This is a genomic window from Collinsella sp. HCP28S3_G2 (assembly GCF_052065125.1).
Lineage (GTDB): Bacteria > Actinomycetota > Coriobacteriia > Coriobacteriales > Coriobacteriaceae > Collinsella.
In genome coordinates, this window is the sequence record NZ_JBQHUO010000001.1 from 127,668 (window position 1) to 144,714 (window position 17,047).

General features: G+C 59.9%; 19 protein-coding genes. 12 read left to right on the plus strand and 7 right to left on the minus strand.

Annotated features, from left to right (window positions below; translation table 11 throughout):
* The 7 genes from pstA (at window position 1) to ACTNB2_RS00625 (ending at window position 5,353) form a co-directional block, all read left to right on the plus strand.
* Window positions 1-906 (plus strand): phosphate ABC transporter permease PstA, encoded by a 906-nt coding sequence (gene pstA / locus ACTNB2_RS00595; protein WP_427727613.1) that lies wholly within the window; start codon window positions 1-3, stop codon window positions 904-906.
* A 12-nt stretch (window positions 907-918) separates the two neighbouring features.
* Complete coding sequence (gene pstB, locus ACTNB2_RS00600; RefSeq protein WP_089571588.1) at window positions 919-1,722, plus strand: phosphate ABC transporter ATP-binding protein PstB; 804 nt, start codon at window positions 919-921, stop codon at window positions 1,720-1,722.
* Window positions 1,723-1,814: 92 nt separating this feature from the next.
* On the plus strand, window positions 1,815-2,672 hold the full coding sequence (locus tag ACTNB2_RS00605) for a phosphate signaling complex PhoU family protein (protein WP_427719211.1): 858 nt from the start codon (window positions 1,815-1,817) through the stop codon (window positions 2,670-2,672).
* 120 nt (window positions 2,673-2,792) lie between these two features.
* Complete coding sequence (locus ACTNB2_RS00610; RefSeq protein WP_441044748.1) at window positions 2,793-3,530, plus strand: YggS family pyridoxal phosphate-dependent enzyme; 738 nt, start codon at window positions 2,793-2,795, stop codon at window positions 3,528-3,530.
* Between the two features lie 60 nt (window positions 3,531-3,590).
* A complete protein-coding gene (sepF, locus tag ACTNB2_RS00615) occupies window positions 3,591-4,319 on the plus strand; it encodes a cell division protein SepF (RefSeq protein ID WP_154515266.1) in 729 nt (242 codons plus the stop codon).
* A gap of 57 nt (window positions 4,320-4,376) precedes the next feature.
* On the plus strand, window positions 4,377-4,622 hold the full coding sequence (locus ACTNB2_RS00620) for a YggT family protein (RefSeq protein WP_154515268.1): 246 nt from the start codon (window positions 4,377-4,379) through the stop codon (window positions 4,620-4,622).
* Between the two features lie 62 nt (window positions 4,623-4,684).
* Window positions 4,685-5,353 carry a DivIVA domain-containing protein gene (locus ACTNB2_RS00625; protein WP_154515270.1) on the plus strand — a complete coding sequence of 223 codons (669 nt, stop codon included), beginning with the start codon at window positions 4,685-4,687 and terminating at the stop codon, window positions 5,351-5,353.
* Between the two features lie 165 nt (window positions 5,354-5,518).
* Here ACTNB2_RS00625 and ACTNB2_RS00630 read toward each other — a convergent pair whose 3' ends face one another.
* The 3 genes from ACTNB2_RS00630 to ACTNB2_RS00640 form a co-directional block, all read right to left on the minus strand.
* A complete protein-coding gene (locus tag ACTNB2_RS00630) occupies window positions 5,519-6,049 on the minus strand; it encodes a nitroreductase family protein (protein ID WP_154515272.1) in 531 nt (176 codons plus the stop codon).
* A gap of 286 nt (window positions 6,050-6,335) precedes the next feature.
* Complete coding sequence (locus tag ACTNB2_RS00635; protein ID WP_441044747.1) at window positions 6,336-6,959, minus strand: DUF47 domain-containing protein; 624 nt, start codon at window positions 6,957-6,959, stop codon at window positions 6,336-6,338.
* A gap of 66 nt (window positions 6,960-7,025) precedes the next feature.
* Complete coding sequence (locus ACTNB2_RS00640) at window positions 7,026-8,075, minus strand: anion permease (RefSeq protein ID WP_441016702.1); 1,050 nt, start codon at window positions 8,073-8,075, stop codon at window positions 7,026-7,028.
* A 285-nt stretch (window positions 8,076-8,360) separates the two neighbouring features.
* Here ACTNB2_RS00640 and ACTNB2_RS00645 point away from each other — a divergent pair, with 285 nt between their 5' ends.
* The 4 genes from ACTNB2_RS00645 (at window position 8,361) to ACTNB2_RS00660 (ending at window position 11,429) form a co-directional block, all read left to right on the plus strand.
* Window positions 8,361-8,663, plus strand: coding sequence for a hypothetical protein (locus ACTNB2_RS00645; RefSeq protein ID WP_195838523.1), 303 nt, complete (start codon window positions 8,361-8,363; stop codon window positions 8,661-8,663).
* An 80-nt stretch (window positions 8,664-8,743) separates the two neighbouring features.
* On the plus strand, window positions 8,744-9,439 hold the full coding sequence (locus tag ACTNB2_RS00650) for a Bax inhibitor-1 family protein (RefSeq protein ID WP_154515280.1): 696 nt from the start codon (window positions 8,744-8,746) through the stop codon (window positions 9,437-9,439).
* A 136-nt stretch (window positions 9,440-9,575) separates the two neighbouring features.
* Window positions 9,576-10,691 carry a TIGR02452 family protein gene (locus tag ACTNB2_RS00655; RefSeq protein ID WP_441044745.1) on the plus strand — a complete coding sequence of 372 codons (1,116 nt, stop codon included), beginning with the start codon at window positions 9,576-9,578 and terminating at the stop codon, window positions 10,689-10,691.
* Window positions 10,692-10,769: 78 nt separating this feature from the next.
* Window positions 10,770-11,429: an SGNH/GDSL hydrolase family protein gene (locus ACTNB2_RS00660; protein WP_427747774.1), complete on the plus strand. Its 660-nt coding sequence runs from the start codon at window positions 10,770-10,772 to the stop codon at window positions 11,427-11,429.
* Window positions 11,430-11,502: 73 nt separating this feature from the next.
* On the opposite strand, the gene thiD is transcribed toward ACTNB2_RS00660, so the two are convergent.
* Together thiD and thiC are read right to left on the minus strand one after the other, a co-directional pair.
* Entirely contained in the window at window positions 11,503-12,333 is an 831-nt protein-coding gene (gene thiD, locus ACTNB2_RS00665; protein WP_441041697.1) for a bifunctional hydroxymethylpyrimidine kinase/phosphomethylpyrimidine kinase, read from the minus strand.
* Window positions 12,334-12,513: 180 nt separating this feature from the next.
* Window positions 12,514-13,848 (minus strand): phosphomethylpyrimidine synthase ThiC, encoded by a 1,335-nt coding sequence (gene thiC, locus ACTNB2_RS00670; protein ID WP_099431544.1) that lies wholly within the window; start codon window positions 13,846-13,848, stop codon window positions 12,514-12,516.
* A 171-nt stretch (window positions 13,849-14,019) separates the two neighbouring features.
* Here thiC and ACTNB2_RS00675 point away from each other — a divergent pair, with 171 nt between their 5' ends.
* Window positions 14,020-14,535 carry a hypothetical protein gene (locus ACTNB2_RS00675; protein WP_441044744.1) on the plus strand — a complete coding sequence of 172 codons (516 nt, stop codon included), beginning with the start codon at window positions 14,020-14,022 and terminating at the stop codon, window positions 14,533-14,535.
* 40 nt (window positions 14,536-14,575) lie between these two features.
* Here the strand turns inward: ACTNB2_RS00675 and ACTNB2_RS00680 are convergent, their stop codons facing one another.
* A complete protein-coding gene (locus ACTNB2_RS00680; RefSeq protein ID WP_427727597.1) occupies window positions 14,576-15,385 on the minus strand; it encodes a YaaA family protein in 810 nt (269 codons plus the stop codon).
* A 103-nt stretch (window positions 15,386-15,488) separates the two neighbouring features.
* Window positions 15,489-16,886 (minus strand): aminopeptidase, encoded by a 1,398-nt coding sequence (locus tag ACTNB2_RS00685; RefSeq protein ID WP_427794724.1) that lies wholly within the window; start codon window positions 16,884-16,886, stop codon window positions 15,489-15,491.
* Window positions 16,887-17,047 lie beyond the last annotated feature (161 nt).

Below are 17,047 nucleotides of genomic sequence, written 5' to 3' on the forward strand. Positions count from 1 at the left end.
ATGTCCGATTCCGTTGACACGACGGTCGATACGACCTCGTCGCGCGAACGCATCAAGCGTGCCCTTTCCCATGGTAAGAAGGGCCGCATCAACAAGGATCTGTCCAACAAGATTATGCTCGGCGTGTTTCGTGCCGCGGCCTATATCACCACGCTGGTGCTGGTCGCCATCATCGCCTATGTAGTTATCAACGGTCTGCCGCACATCTCGCTCGACTTTATCTTTGGCTGGCCGCAGGGCGTAAACGCCGAGGGCGGCATTTGGCCCACTATCGTCTCGACCGTCTACGTGACGGCGCTCGCCATGCTCATCTGCACGCCGGTTGCCGTCTTGGCTGCGGTCTATCTGGCTGAATATGCCAAGCAGGGCAAGGTTGTCGACATCATTCGCTATGCTGCCGATGCCCTGGCCTCGGTGCCCTCCATTGTTATGGGCCTTTTTGGCTACGCCTTGTTTGTCGAGGCCATGGGCCTGGGTCTTTCGATGGTTTCGGCCGCCCTGGCGCTCGCACTTCTGATGCTGCCCATTGTCATGCGTACCACCGAGGAGGCAATCCGCGCCGTTCCGCGCTATATCCGTTGGGGCGCATATGGCCTGGGTGCCACCAAGTGGCAGGTCGTCTCCAAGATCGTGCTTCCTTCGGCTTTTGGCCGCATCGCCACCGGCATCGTACTTGCCATCGGCCGCGCCATCGGCGAGACCGCCGTGGTGCTCTACACCATGGGCCAGGCCATCAACCTGCCTATTTCGCCGCTCGATTCCGGTCGCCCCATGACCGTTCACCTTTATCTGCTTGCCAATGACGGCATCAACATGAACGCAGCCTACGGCACCGCGCTTTTGCTGATGGCGATTATTCTGGCCTTCAACCTGTTTGCGCGTTATCTGTCGCGCAAACGCCGCTAGTTAAGGAGTCCCATGTCCGTCTATCAGTCCGCTCCCACGCTGGAGCAAGCGGCCATCACGGCCAAGGATTTCAACTTTTGGTACGGTGACTTTCATGCGCTGACGGGGCTCGACCTCAACATCGCCAAAAACGCCATTACCTCGTTTATCGGCCCTTCGGGCTGCGGCAAATCGACGTTTTTGCGCTGTATCAACCGTATGAACGACCTTATCGAGGGCACGCGCGTCGAGGGCACCATGACGCTCGACGGCAACGATATCTATGCCGAGGGCGTCGACCCGGTCGACCTTCGCCGCCGCGTGGGCATGATTTTTCAGCAGCCCAACCCGTTCCCTAAATCCATCTACGAGAATGTTGCTTTTGGCCCTCGTCTGCAGGGCGTGACTAGCAAAAGCGACCTCGATGACATCGTGGAAGAATCGCTCAAGCGCGCCAACCTCTGGAAAGAGGTATCCAATCAGCTCAACAAGGATGGTTTGGCGCTTTCGGGCGGTCAGCAGCAGCGTCTGTGCATCGCGCGTGTGCTCGCGGTGCAGCCCGATGTCCTTCTGATGGACGAGCCCTGCTCCGCCATCGACCCCACGTCCGTCTCCAAGGTCGAGGATCTGATGGCTGAGCTGGCGCCCGAGATGACGATCATCATCGTCACACATTCAATGCAGCAGGCAGCTCGCATTAGCGACTACACCGCCTTCTTCTTGCAGGAGGTTGCCGGCGAGCCCGCCACGCTCATCGAGTATGGTCAAACCGACGCGATCTTCACCAGCCCGGTGGATTCGCGGACGGAAGACTATATCACCGGCCGCTTTGGCTGATCGGTGCGACTAGTCCCAAGCCGATCGGACCTGGTCCGGTGCGTATTCACTGTGCGGGCGGCATGACCGCACCCAACTGATTGGAGTGAACCATGCGCAAACTGTTTTCCCGTCAGCTCGTCGAGGCTCGTCACGAGATGTTGAGCATCTACGAGGCTGTAGACCTGGCTCTTCACGACGCCGTGAAGGCCTATGTGACCGACGACCGCAAGCTCGCCACCAAGACCAAGAAGCGCACGCTTTCGATTGACGCGCGCTGCGCCAACCTGGAGGCCGTGTGCTACAACCTGATCGCTACACAGTCGCCGGTCGCCTCCGACTTCCGCTTGCTGCAGACAATCATCTACGTCGACTTTAACCTGCAGCGCATGACCGATAAGGTTCGCCAGATCTGCCGCGCCACGCGTCATATGGTCAAGGCCGATATCTCACTGCCCCAGGAGCTCGTCGGTACGGTTGAGGCCGAGGCCGAAGCCGTATACCAGGTGCTGGGCTCGTCGCTTTCCGCGCTTGTCACCAACGACATGTCCATCATCTGCAACTTGGCCGTCGAGGACGAGCCGGTGCATGCGGCCTATGAGAAGTTCTTCCGTACCTTCAACCGCATGGACGCGGGCGAGTTTATGGACGACGACAGCAACTATGACGATCTGCGCCGCGCCATCATGGTTTCGCGCTACCTCGATCGCATCGCCTCGATTTCCATCGATGCCGCCTGCCGTCTGACCTTCCTTTTGACCGGCCAGCGCATGAACGCCGGCGATATCGCCCGTACGGACGAGGATGAGCTCGAGAGCATGCGCGTACCTTCGGGCGAGGGCGTCATCATGAGGCCCGCTGTCGATGCGCGCTTTGTTGCCAAGGTGCCCGCTAACGAGGTGAGCGAGGGTCTTCGCTACCTGCTCGAGCACCTCGAGGACGAGGACGATACCGAGGATGACGAGGAGTAGGGTAGCTCCGTTCGTCGAAAGATTGTAAATACCTAAGTGAGCGCGGCCTTGCACATGCAGGGCCGCGCTCTTGCGTTAGCATGGGACTACTTGTACGTCTGTCTGCGGAGGCGATTGGCAATGGATAATTATTTGAACGTGATGCGCGCTCGCCGCGAGCAGATTCTCGAACGCTTTTATGCCGCACTCGATCGCGCGGGCCGTTCTCACGATGCCGCACGTCTGATTGCCGTCTCCAAGACCGTTGGCGTCGATGAGACCGTTGCTGCCATCCAGGCAGGGTATCGTCATTTTGCCGAGAACCGTCCGCAGGAGCTTGTTCGCAAGCTTACGGGGCTGGCGGAGCATCCGGAGCTGCCCGAGGTGCGCTTCGATATGATCGGTAATCTTCAGACCAACAAGATCAATGCGGTGCTGGGTGCGGCCGAGCTGATTCATTCGGTGGGGTCGCTTCATTTGGCGCAGGCTATCTCGAGCCGTGCCGTCCGCAAGATGAAAGCGGGCGAGCTATCTGCTCCTCAGCATGTGCTGATCGAGGTCAATGTAAGCGGCGAGGAGTCCAAGGGCGGCTTTTCGCCCGATGAGGTTCGTGCCGCGGCTGGCGAGCTTGCGGAGCTTGAGGGAATTTGTGTGCAGGGGCTTATGACCATGGCGCCCCGGGGGAATAAGGATGTGGCGCGCCGCACCTTTGCCGGGCTGCGTGAGTTGAGGGATGAGCTGGAGACGGCACACCCCGATCTGTGTCTGCCTGAGCTATCTTGCGGCATGAGCGAGGACTTTGAGCCTGCCCTTGAGGAAGGCTCGACGCTTGTTCGCCTGGGCAGGGTAGTATTTAGCCCGGAGTTTGAAGTAAAATAAGAGCCTGAAGTGCGCGCTGATTATCAGAGCGCCTGCATTAGACCGTGAGAGGACACAACCATGGGTTTCCTTGACGAAATTAAAAATAAAATGCACCTAGGCGGCCAGCAGGGTTATGACCAGGGTTATGGCCAGGATGATGACTACGGTTACGATGACGGCTATGACGACGGCTATCAGAACAACGGCTACAGCGGTGCTTCGGGCGAGGGCTTCTATACGCAAGATGAACCGAGCAATGGACTGCTGGGGCAGACACGCCGCGGAGAGGCTGAGTCGGTTGCTGTGTACACGCGTTCCGGTCAACTGATCGGTGACGACTCCCGTCACGCTACGACGTACAATCCGCCTTCGCGCTCTCAGGATGCCGCTGCGGGCGGTTATCGTCCCGGCGCCTATGACACGCCGTCAAGCTACGCCGAGAACGCTCGGGTCCGCGCTGCCGCTGTGCCCGCTCCTGCTTCAACGCCGAGCGATGCCTCTGCCTATGCGAGCAATATCATCAACGCCACGCCTCAGTTGCCGGCCTACGTTCTTCGTCCGGAGAGTTATGACGACGTGGAGACGGTCGTGCGCCGCGTGCGTACCAAGCAGCCTGTCGCGCTGATCTTTGTGGGCGTTCGCACCGAGGTCGCCAAACGCGTCCTGGACTTTAGCTATGGCTTTGCCTGCGGCCTGGGCGCTTCGGTCAAAGAAGTGGGCGATCGCGTGTTTATGGTGCTGCCCGCCGGCTGCGAGGTCAAGGATTCGGATCTTAAGAAGCTTCGCGCCGACGGCTATCTCAAGTAAAGACAAGGCGAGGAGATTCCCATCAACATCTACACCATCGTTCAGCTTGTCAACACGCTGTTTAATTTTTATTCCACGTTGATTGTGGTCTACTGCTTTATGACGTGGATTCCCATGAAGCAGGGTGGTTTGCTACAGGATATCGCGGCGGTGCTCGACAGCGTTTGCGGCCCTTGGCTCAACCTGTTTCGCCGGTTTATGCCGCCGATGGGCGGTATCGATTTTTCACCGGTCGTTGCGATTATTGCGTTGCAGTTGGTGCAGAAGCTCATTCTGCAGCTACTTATAGGTATACTCGTATAGGACTGGCTCAGTAACCTATGTCGGGCGCTTAGCGCCAAGGCGATGATAAAGGAGAACTTGTTATGGCTATTACCCCTGCTGACATCCAGGCTCAGACCTTCTCTGAGGCCAAGCGCGGCTACGATCCCGCCGAGGTCGACGTCTTCCTGGAGACCCTGTCCTCCGAGGTCGACGCTATGCTTGCCAAGATCGTTGATCTTAAGGGTCGCCTGACCGCCACCGAGCAGCAGCTTGCCGATACGCAGGCTCAGCTTGCGCAGGCCCAGGATTCTGCCGCTCAGGCTGCCCCTGTCGCCACTCCCGCTCCCGATTTCTCCGCTCAGGAGCGTCAGATTTCCGCCGCTCTCATTGCGGCTCAGCAGACCGCCGAGGCGATTGTCAACGACGCTAACGAGAATGCTGACCGCATCCGCAACGAGGCCGACGCCAAGGCCCGCGAGGTCATCCGTCAGGCCCTGACCGAGAAGCAGGCCGAGCTCGAGGAGATTGACCGTCTGAAGGCTTCCCGCGAGGAGTTCAAGGCCGAGTATCTCAAGCTCATTCAGCACTTTATGGACGATGCTCAGAATTCCTTCCCGGCCGATCTGCTGGCTTCTACGCCGGTTGGTTCCGCGGCTTCTCCTGCCGTGACCATGCCTGCCGCCGAGCCGCTGCCTGTCGCTGATCCGGTTGTCCCCGTGGCCGATCCCTTCGCCCCGATTGACAACTTTGCCGCGGACGACCTGGACTAGCGCCAAAACTACAATCTAGCTCTTAAAAGGAGCTCGCGCTTGCGAGCTCCTTTTTTGTATCTGTATACGGGTTGGGAAACAAAACGCCGAGCTCTGCGTGCGATAGGGCAGAACTCGGCGAACGTTTGAGCGGTAAAAGGTAGGTTTTAGGGCATGGGCCAAAAACTACTTGAGGAGGAAATTGGATAGGGGAATGGTGCGGGCCTCGCGATGCTCGGGGTCGGCGATATGGTCGGCGGGATAGCCGCAGACGAGCATGTGGTAGGGATAAACGCCCTCGGGCAGGTTGAACTGCTCGCGGGCTAGCTCGGGCTTAAAATGGCATACCCAGCACGTTCCCAGGCCCTGTTCCTCGGCCTCCATCATCATCTGATCGCAAACAATCGAGGTGTCGATAGCGCTGGAGTTCATCTGGTCATAGGGACGCACCCAAGCATCGTTGGTAACGCTGCAAACGAGGAAGATGAGCGGAGCGCCAAAGATGGACCCATCACGAGCAAACCGAGGCTGACAAGCAGCTGCCTTTTCCAGAAGCTCAGGTGTATCCAACACCATCACGCGGGTTGGATGATTATTGCAAGCAGAAGGAGCAATGCGCCCAGCCTCAACAATGGTATCCACCACAGCCTGCTCAACAGAACGATCCTCAAACAAACGACAAGAATACCGAGACCGAGCCAGATCCATATACGACATACAAGCCCTCCAACAATTAAAAATCAAACAAACCCAAAGTAACCTAAAGAGTACCCAAAGCAGCAATCAGTCAAACGCTCACCAAGGGCCAAAGTGTCCGAGCGGGTACCAAAGGTCCCTTCAGCCAAACCCCCATTGCGCTAAAACTATCAGCCAAAGTTCCAATGGTGGTACACAAGGGAGCGGGCCCGACCACTGATAACCTTTTGAACGACTCTGCTTGCAGCCGGAGTGAAAAAAGGTTATCAGTGGTCGGGCCCGCGACCGGTGGGACGCGTACCCCCAATTAACTGTTCTTCATGACAATCGAATCCACGACATCGGCCACATTCTCGCAGCAGTCGGCGCAGTACTCCAAGAAGGCGTACACGTCACGCCAGGCGATGACCTCGAGCGGGTCCTTGCCGTTGACGTGCAGGTTACGCATGGCGTTGATGTAGAGTTCGTCGGCCTCGGACTCGATGGTGTTGATCTGGATGACGAGCGCGCGCAGCGTTTTGGACTTGCGGTAGTTGGGCAACTCGACCATCAGGTCCTTCATGGCGCGGCAGGCGTCGGTCACCTTGTGGGCGATCACGATGGCATCGGGGTGGATGCTCTGGATGTTGGTGAAGTAGAGGCGCTGCACGACACCCTCAATACGGTCGAGCACGGTATCGAGCGAGCAGCTCATTAGGTTAAGGTCCTCGCGCTCAAGCGGGGTGATAAAGGCCGTGAGCAGGGCGTCTTCGAGCTCATGGTGCTTCTTGTCTGCTGCATGCTCAATCGCATGCATCTTCTCGAGCATGTCGTGGATCTGCGCGGGGTCAAAGTTCTCAAAAATCTTGGTGAGCAGCTCGGCTGCCTGAACGGCGAAGTCGGCGCAGGCGACGTAGTTGTCAAAGTAGAACGAATCGGGTTTCTTTGCCATGAGTGATCCTTTCGGGGCGAAGACGGGTGGGCGAGGTAATGCGATCCGGATGGACGTTCGGTTTGACTAGAGGAACATCATGAACAGCCTGGCCATAACAAAGCTGATGAGTCCACAGGCGGGGAAGGTGAAGAACCACGTGAACATCATGTCCTTGACCACGCCGAAGTTGATGGCCGAGAGGCGCTTGACGGCGCCGACGCCCATGATGGCGCAGGTCTTGATGTGCGTGGAGGACACGGGGATACCGGTGAGCGTGGCAAGCAGCAGGTTTGCGGCTCCTGCCAGGTCGGCAGAGAAGCCCTGATACTTCTCGAGCTTAACCATGCTCTGGCCGACGGACTTGATGATACGCTCACCGCCCACGCTGGTGCCGATGCCCATGGTGGCCGAGCACAGCAGCATGATCCAGATGGGGATGCCGGCGTCGCCGACGCCGGTCTGTCCGTTGGCAAAGGCGACACCTAAAAAGAGCACGCCGATGAACTTTTGTCCATCCTGCGCGCCGTGCATAAAGCTCATGGCCGCGGCGCTCGCGATCTGAGCATATTTAAAGAAGACGTTGGCACGTCGCCTGTTGGCGGCAGCGAAAAGAATCGAGACGAGCTTGCACAGGATCCAGCCCATGACAAAGCCCAGACCGATGGAGAGCGCCAGGCCGTAGATGACCTTCATCCACTCGTGGACATTGACGCTGCTGGCGCCGCCGAGGGCGATGGCAGCGCCGGTCAGGCCGGCGATGAGGCTGTGGCTCTGCGAGGTGGGGATGCCAAAACGCGATGCCGTGGCGCCGTAGACGACGATGGAGAACAGGGCCGCGCAGAGGCACGCGAGCGCCATGGTGCTGTTTCCGCCAAAGTCGACGATATGGGAGATGGTGTTGGCAACGCTGGCATTAAAGTGCGTCATGATGAGCACGCCCAAAAAGTTGAACGCGGCACTCATGAGAATGGCGGCGCGGGCGGGCATGCAACGCGTGGTGACACAGGTCGCGATGGCGTTGGGCGCGTCGGTCCATCCGTTGACGAAGATGGCGCCGAGCGCGAGGAACACGGTGACGGCAAGGACTGGGTTCGAAACAAGTTGGCCGAGGAAGGCTGAGAACGTTACGTCCATATATGGGCTTTCTCGAAGTTTGCAGAAACGTTACAAAAACATGATAAATCGTATCACCTCCTGCGGGTTTCTTTACCGAGTTCTGACGGGAGAAGTGAATTTTTTGGCACTAAAATTAAATATTAGCCCTGTTGACCGCGGGTGTTCTTTTTGCTAACACGCCGTGAGGACACGTGCGCTCGCTCCGACACCCCAAAACCACAGTCTGTTCGCTTTACAATATGCAAACATGCGTTCGATAATAGGGGCATGGAATATCGACAGACAGATGGCAAAACTCGGCGCGTGCACAAGCAGTATGTGGACGTCGTGGCCCGCATCCTCGCGGGCGGACAAGTTGTGCCGGTTACCGTCTGCTGGGTCGACGGTCGCTGCTTTACGATTGACGAGATTGTCTCGTCTACCGGTTTTGGCCTGACGGTTCACGGCATTCGTACGGCAACCTATAAGGTTCGTTTTGGCGGACATACGACCGAGCTGTATCTGGAAGACCAGGCGCGTGAGCGACCGGATGGCTCGCAGGCTCATCTGATGCGGTGGTGGGTGTGGGCGTTCGACCGCACACTCGAGAGTGAGCGCCGCGGGTAAGAGTGCGCGCCATTCGGGTACAATGGCAGGAATCTTGTCACCTACGGCGCTGTCGCGGCGCTTTTTGAAAGGACGAAATTATGAACGATATCCAGGGCTATCAGAACGGCCCCATCGAGACCGGCGCAAGCCGTGCCAAGGAGATGTCGCCGCGCGCGTACAACCTTGCCATGTCTGCCCTGATCTTTTTGGGTTTTTGCGCTATGGGCGCTGGCGCCTACTTTACGGGCACCATGTCGTTTGCGCGCATGATGATGAGTGGCGCCGCCCTGCCGCTGGTCTTTGGCTCGTTTATCCTGACCATTGTCGGCATCGTCATGATGTCGGCCGCCGCCAGCAAGCAGTCCGTGGGCCTGTCGCTCGCGGGTTACGCGATCTTTGCGAGCACCTTTGGTCTGACCGCGTCGTTTGGCCTTGCCAACTACGACCTGCCCACCATCAACACCGCCTTTATCGCCACTGCCGCCATCACCTTTGTCTTTGGCGCACTGGGCGTGACCTTCCCCAAATTCTTCCAGCGTGTGTATGGCATTGGTTTTGGCATTCTGCTTGCCACGATTCTGGTCGAGATCGTGCTGATGTTCATGGGCGTCTCGCAGACCATCACCGACCTGATCGTGATTGTGGTGTTCGCCGGCTTTATTGGCTACGACACCTATGTGGCCACGACGGTGCCGCCCACGCTGCCCAACGCCGTGCTCATGGCGTCCAACCTGTTCGTGGACATTATCAACGTGTTCCTGCGCATCCTGAACATCCTTGGTCGTCGCGACTAGTGCCAGATTGCAGCGGTGCTTGCCGCGCGCAAATCGATGCGAAAGGCGGTCCTTCGGGGCCGCCTTTTTTGTACGCGGCGGGGTATCATGGATGGGAAAAGCCGATAGCGGCAGCGACCGAGAAAGGTGACCACTTATGGCAGACGTCGACAACAGGAACCGTAACCGTAGGCCCAACCGCGCGGGACAGCCCAATCCCAAGCGCGAGGCCCGTGCCAAGGCCGCCGAGCGTCACGTGGCGACTGTGTCCGAAGCGTGCGCAAAGGATATCGAGCGCTCGCTTGCCGGCGTGCGCGAGTTCGAGGGCATGCCTGCCGGATTTGTCGCGGCGATGAAGGCTAAGGCCCAGGTGGCTGCTGCCGAAGAGCAGGTTGCCGATGAGTCTGAGGCCACCGAGGTTGCGCCTGCCGAGACCGAGGTCGTGGCCGAGCCTGTGCCCGCAGAGGAAGCCACGGAGACCGAGCCCGCGCCTGCTGCCGAGGAGCCCGCTCCGGTCCTGCCCGAGGTCACCGTGCTCGACGCCTCTGCCACGCAGGCCATTCTGGATAACGGCCGAGGCTACGCGCAGTTCTGCGACATGGCCGTGCTCGCCTTTGCCTCGTTCACCAACCCGGGCGGTGGCTACATCCAGGGCTATCTGGGTCAGGAGGCCACGCTCTGTGCCGATTCGTATCTGTACAATGTGCTCGATAAGCAGCGCAAATGGTACGGCGAGAACCGTCGCCGCAACATCAACTGTGAGCTGTACCGCAACCGTGCGCTGGTGGTGCCTGCGGTGCGCTTCGACCGCAACCACGTGCATGCGTACGCCGACGTGATCGTTGCCGCTGCGCCCAACGCCAAGCGCGCTCGCCAGGAGTATCGCGTGGGTGACGATGCCCTGCTGGACGCCCTGCGCGATCGTATCCGCTTTGTGCTGGCCATCTGCGACGAGCTTGGTCGCGAGAAGCTCGTGCTGGGCGCCTGGGGCTGTGACAACAACGGCTTTGACGCCGAGGCCGTGGCCGAGCTCTTCCGCAAGGAGCTCGCATCGGGCGACTTTAAGGTCAAGCAGGTCTTCTTTGCCGTGCCCTCTACGCGCTGGGATGAGGATTTTGCCAAGTTCGAGCACGTGCTGGCAAGCTTCCCCGAGCGCAACGAGGAGTCCTATGCCCAGGTTGCCGCCCGTGCCGCGGCCGCCCGTGCCGCCGAGCAGGCTCATGCCGCTGCCGAGGACGACGAGGATGATGACGACTGGCGCAAGTATCTGTAATCGGTGCGCGCTGACAGATAGGTCGAGCCGGCGGGAGGGGCTGCTCCCGTCGGCTTCTTGCTGAAGGAGGGGCTTGCGATGAAAAACGTCCTGTGCTTTGGTGACAGCAATACCTATGGCTACGATCCGGCGGGCATGCGCGATGGCACCGCGGTGCGCTATGCGCACGATGTGCGCTGGTGCGGCGTGGCCCAGCGCGACCTGGGCGAGGGCTGGCATGTGATTGAGGAAGGTCTAAACGGCCGCACGACGGTGCGCGACGATATGTGCCATCTGGACACCAATCTCAACGGCATCCGCGCGTTGCCGATGCTGCTCGAGGCCCATAAGCCGCTGGACGCCATTGTGATCATGCTGGGCACCAACGACTGCAAGACGGTCTTTAACGTGACAGCTTCCGATATCGCCCGTGGCGCCATGGCGCTGATTCGCGCCGTCCGCGCGTTTCCGTGGACCGACGCTGCGCCCTGCCCGCGCATTCTGCTGATGGCGCCTATCAAGATTAAACCGCAGATCGCCGATGTGTACATGACCGACTTTGACGAGCGCTCCGTCGAGGCCTCGGAGCATTTTGCCGAATACTATGCGTATGTCGCTGAGCAGTTTGGCTGCGACTTTTTGAATGCCGCCGATTTTGCCGAGCCGGGCGATATCGATTATCTGCACATGATGCCCGAAAGCCACGAGAGCCTGGGCCACGCCGTGGCAGCCAAGCTCCAAGAGATGCTCGGTGAGTAGCGCAGCCCCAAACCACCACAAAGGGACGGGCGCCTTTGTGGTGGTTTGTGCGGTGGTTTTGGCTGCTGGCTTTTTAGTACTGCCACATGTGGTTGACGGGGCCGGAGCCCTTGCCCATGTTCAGGCCGGCGGCGAGAGCTCCTGTTAGGTAGGCCTTGCCGGCGTTGACGGCATCGGCAAGATCCATGCCCTGGGCCAGCGCGCAGGCGATGGCGGACGAGAGCGTGCAGCCGGTACCATGCGTGTTGTCGGTCTCGATGCGTTTGTGACGGAACCACGTGGTGAGCGGATCGCCCAGGTGGTTGCCCTCGTCATCGAGCGGCGCGGGCTCTGCTAGCACATCGTTGGCCTCGTTGACAAAATGCCCGCCCTTAACGAGGGACGCGCAGCCAAAGCGGCGGGTGAGGAGCATAGCAGCGTTTTGCTGTGTGCGCTCGGAATCGACCTCGTAGTCGAGCAGCGCCATGGCCTCGGGAATATTGGGCGTGATGACGGTCGCCAGCGGGAACAGGCGGCGTGTAAGCGCTTCGGCGGCGTCCTCGGCGATGAGGCGAGCGCCCGAAGTGGCGACCATGACGGGGTCGACGACGATATTTTGTGCGTCCCAGGCGCTCAGGCGGTCGGCTATGACTTCGATAATCTCGGCAGAAGAAACCATGCCGATCTTGACGGCACTGGGGCGGATATCGTCAAAAACGGCATCGATCTGCGCCGCGACAATTTCCGGGGAGATGTTCTGCACGGCGGTGACGCCTAGGGTGTTCTGTGCGGTGATGGCCGTGATGACCGTCTCGGCATACAGGCGGTGCGCCGTGATGGTCTTGATGTCGGCCTGAATGCCGGCACCGCCGCTGGAATCGGATCCTGCGATGGATAGAACGGCTGGTACCTTACTGCGATCCATGTTCGCTCCCTTGTTCGGTCGGATTCAAATGGGTCTCCTGCCCACATTATAAAGTTGCCCGGGCCGGCTGTATGCCGATCCCGGGCGGGTGTGCAATCTTTACGTAAATGTAAGAAAATGTTCACAAGTTAACAATTGGCAGGTGCTGCGGCAAGCCTATAGGCGATCGCGGCGATAAGGCTAGTCCTCCATGCCGAGGTCGATCGTCGTGCCCTCGAACACCTTGTTGACGGTGCGGACGGCGCACATCTTGCCGCACATGGTGCAGGTGCCCTCGGTGGCAGCAGGGGATTCCTCGTAGCGCTTCTTGCCGGTGACCGGGTCGAGCGCGCACTTCCACATGGCGTCCCAGTCGAGCTTGCGGCGTGCCTGGCCCATCTTGTCGTCCATGTCGCGGGCGTGGGGCACCTTTTTGGCGATGTCGGCGGCGTGTGCGGCAATCTTGGTGGCCATGAGGCCGTCGAGCACGTCCTGGGCGTTGGGCAGGCACAGGTGTTCGGCGGGCGTCACGTAGCACAGGAAGTCGGCGCCGGAACTGGCGGAGATGGCGCCACCGATGGCTGCGGTGATGTGGTCGTAGCCCACGCCGATATCGGTCACCAGCGGCCCGAGCACGTAGAACGGGGCGTTGTGGCACAGGCGCTTCTGCAGTTTCATGTTGGCGGCGATCTCGTCGAGCGCCATGTGCCCCGGGCCCTCGACCATGACCTGGACGCCGGCGGCCCAAGCGCGCTTGCACAGCTTGCCCAGCTCGATCATCTCGGCGGTCTCGGTGGCGTCGTTGGAGTCGTAGAGGCAGCCCGGGCGGCAGGAGTCGCCGAGCGAAATCGTCACGTCGTACTCGTGGCAGATCTCGAGCAGCTCGTCAAAGTACTCGTAGAAGGGGTTCTCGTTGCCGGTGACCTCCATCCAGCCAAACAGCAGTGAGCCGCCGCGGCTGACGATGTTCATGAGACGGCCGGTCTCCTTAAAGGTTTTGGTGACCGACTTATTGATGCCGCAGTGGATGGTCATAAAGTCCACGCCGTCCTCGGCGTGCGCGCGCACGACCTCGAACAGGTCGTCCTTGGTAAGCTTGACAAGCGGCTTTTCCATGTAGCCGATGGCGTCGTACATGGGGACGGTGCCTACCATGAGCGGCGTCTCGTCGATGAGCTGCTGGCGGAATTGGCGCGTCTTGCCCGAGTTGGAGAGGTCCATGATGGCGTCGGCGCCAAAGTCCTCGGCGATCTTGACCTTCTTCCATTCCTCGGCGGCATCGGCCTTGTCGCCCGAGATGCCCAGGTTGACGTTGACCTTGGTAGACAAGCCCTCGCCGACACCAAAGGCGCGCATGCCCTTTTTGATATGCACGATGTTGGCGGGAATGGCGATGCGGCCGTCGGCCACGCGCTCGCGGATGTACTCGGGGTCGCGATGCTCGCGCTCGGCAACCTCCTTCATCTGCGGTGTGATTTGCCCGGCGCGGGCGAAATCGATTTGCGTGACGAGCTTGGGCTCGGTCTGTGTGCTCATTGGCACGGCTCCCTTCGTTGGCATTACCCATATCAGGTTTGCGGGTCAGGGCGGGCGCGCCCAGTCTCAGCCTGCCGTCTTGTCCTGCAAGCTCCCCGTTTATGTGGCGGGCTCAAGTATAGCTCGAATGGGTACGATTGACGCGACGAGCATGCCCGCGGGGAGGCGAACATGGAAGACAAGCATCTGTATCGAGAGACGCAGTGGGATGTGTCGGCCGAGGAGAGCCGCGCCCATCATGGGCTGGTCGCAATTGGTTTCGCGATTCTTGTCGTGATGGTGATTGCCTGTTGTATCTGGACGTTTGGCGGGCGTGGGGGAGTTTCCTGGACGTTTGAGGCGGACGATAGCCTGCCGATTATGACGGCGAAGGTCGCGGGTGGCAATACTGTTGCCGCGCCGGGCGACTATTGGTATCCGCGCGACAAGTTTGTGCAACTGCAGCTGAGCGGTGGTTCCATTCCTGGTGAAGAGATCGAGCGTGTGACCTTCGATGCGTCGCTTAGGACGCTGTCGGTCGAGCTCAAAAATCAGGGGGATGTACCCACGACCATGGATATAGCCCTGACGGAATGGCGCCTGGAGCCTCCGTCGGGTGTTGAGGCGTCCGAGGTGGAGCACGTTAAGGTTACCTACCAAGATGGCTCGACGACCGAGATTGCAAAAGCCGACGGCCTGGCGGAATAGACGCCGTGCCTAGGCAGCACATTCAAAAGTAGTGGTAGTCCTACAAGGCCTGTTCGTTCAGGAAGACCAAAGTGTTTTTATTTGAAAGCTCGGGAAAGTAACGATAACCAACGTCGAACGCGGTGAGCCCGCTTACATCCTCGAACTTGTTTTCTGCCATCCAGCGCACCATGGAGCCGCGCGCTTTTTTGCTGGCGGTCGAGCGTTGGATGGGCTTGCCGTTGCGGATGCCTTCACCAAAGAGACATGTGACGACCGTGGTGTCGGTGGTGAGGCGGGTCAGAACGGCTTTGGCGTATTCCGCGCTGGCGAGGTTGACGATCGTGGCGTTGGAGCCTGCCGGAGCGATGACCCGTGCGAGCTTGTCGCCCCAAAACGCGTAGAGGTCTCGGGCATCGTCGACGGCAAGCTTCGCGCCCATCTCCAGCCGATACGGTTCAACGGCATGAAAGGGGCGTACGCATCCGTAAAGGCCCGAGAGGATCCACAGATGGTCTTGCAGCCATGCGAGCTGTGCGGAATCCATCACCTCGGGCGCCATGCTTTGGTATTGAATGCCGTGATAGGACATGACGGCAGGGGAGAGGTGACGGGCGAGTGCGGGATTGTCGAGATCGCCGTTTTGCAAGATGGGCTCGAACTCATGCAGGGTGTTGAGGCAGGGCCCCAGCAGTTTGTCACTCACGTTCCACAGCGCCTGCAGGCTGCCGCTGCCTTCATTCCGCTCGATATCTAGCAGTGCGCGGTGGAGGCGAGCCGTCTCGCGCACAAAAGGTGGAATGCCCAGGACTTCAAAAGCATCTTGGGCCGCGCGCATCTGCTTGGCGGGCGAAATGATGACCTGCAGCATGGACTCTCCTCTGTCAAAAAGGAAGTTGCGGTGTAATACGGTCTGTTTTGGCCGTTTATGGGCCAGTTTAGTCCGTATCTCACCGCAACTGATGAAGGGTTGATTAGGCGCGCTCGATGAAGGCCTTGTAGCCGCGATAGGCCTCGTAGATATCGGCCTTGTTGGCGACCTCCCACAGGGCGTGCATGGACAGGACGGCAACGCCGGAGTCGATGACGTTCATGCCGTACTTGGCCATGATGTAGGCGATGGTGCCGCCGCCGCCCGCGTTGACGCGACCGAGCTCGCAGGTCTGGAAGTCCACGCCGGCCTCGTCCATAATGTCGCGGATGAGGGCCATATACTCGGCGTCGGCGTCGTTGGAGCCGCCCTTGCCGCGGCTGCCCGTGTACTTGTTAAAGCACAGGCCGCGACCCATAAAGGCTGCATTCTTGGTCTCGAACTTGCCGGCGTAGCCTGGGTCGAAGCCGGCGGATACGTCAGAGGAGAGCATGCGGCTGCGGGCGAGTGCGCGGCGCAGGGCCAGCGGGCTGCCCTCGCCGGCGAGCGTCATGATCTCGGCGACGGTGTTCTCGAAGAAGCGGCTTGTCATGCCGGTGGCTCCCACGGAGCCAATCTCCTCCTTGTCGACGATGAGCGTGATGCTCGTGCGCTCCACGTTGGCCACATTGATCTGGGCGAGCATGGAGGGGTAGGCGCAGACGCGGTCGTCGTGGCCATAGCCCAAAATCATGGAGCGGTCGAGGCCCATGTCGCGGGCGGGGCCGGCGGGCACGACCTCGATTTCGGCGGAGAGGAAGTCCTCCTCCTCGACGTCGTACTGCTCCTTGAGGATATCCAGGAACATCTGCTTGACGGGCTCGGTGGGGGCGTCCTTGTCGTCCTCGTCAAATTTTACGGGTCGGCCGCCCACGATCACGTCGAGGATCTCGGCGTCGACGGCGTCCTTGGCGGGCTTGGACATCTGCTCGCTCGAGAGGTGGATCAGCAGGTCGGAGATGGTAAAGACCGGATCGTCGGCCTTGTCGCCGATGTTGATGTCGACGGTGGTGCCGTCCTTTTTGCAGATGACGCCCACGAGTGCGAGCGGGGAGGCCACCCAGTGGTAGCTCTTGACGCCACCGTAGTAGTGCGTGTCGAGGTAGGCCATGTCGCCGGCCTCGAAGGCGGGATTTTGCTTGAGGTCCAGGCGCGGCGAGTCCACGTGGGCGCCCAGGATGTTAAAGCCCTGCTCGAGCGGGGCGGTGCCCAGGTTGACGAGCATAAGATCCTTGCCGTGGTTGGCGGCGTACACCTTGTCGCCTGCCTTGAGCTCGCGGCCTTCGGCGATCACGGTCTCCAGGTCGACGTATCCCGCCTCCTCGGCCATCTTGATGCCGGTCTTGACGCACAGGCGCTCGGTCTTGTTCTCGCTCAAAAACTGCTTATAGCCGCGGCAAAGCTCCTCGAGCTCCTCGATTTGCTGTGGCGTGTACTTTTTCCATGCGCAGGGACGCTCCATGACGCAGGCTCCTTTCGGATCGATCGTGCTGGTTGTTGTACCGTGAGCCATCGTATCACTCGGGAACGCGCGGTGGCGGGGGAGCTTGATGTGCGGTGGCCGCGGGGCGGGGAGCGTGTAAACTGGAGTGAGCAAGCCGTGCCCAGTCCAAAGCGAGGTAT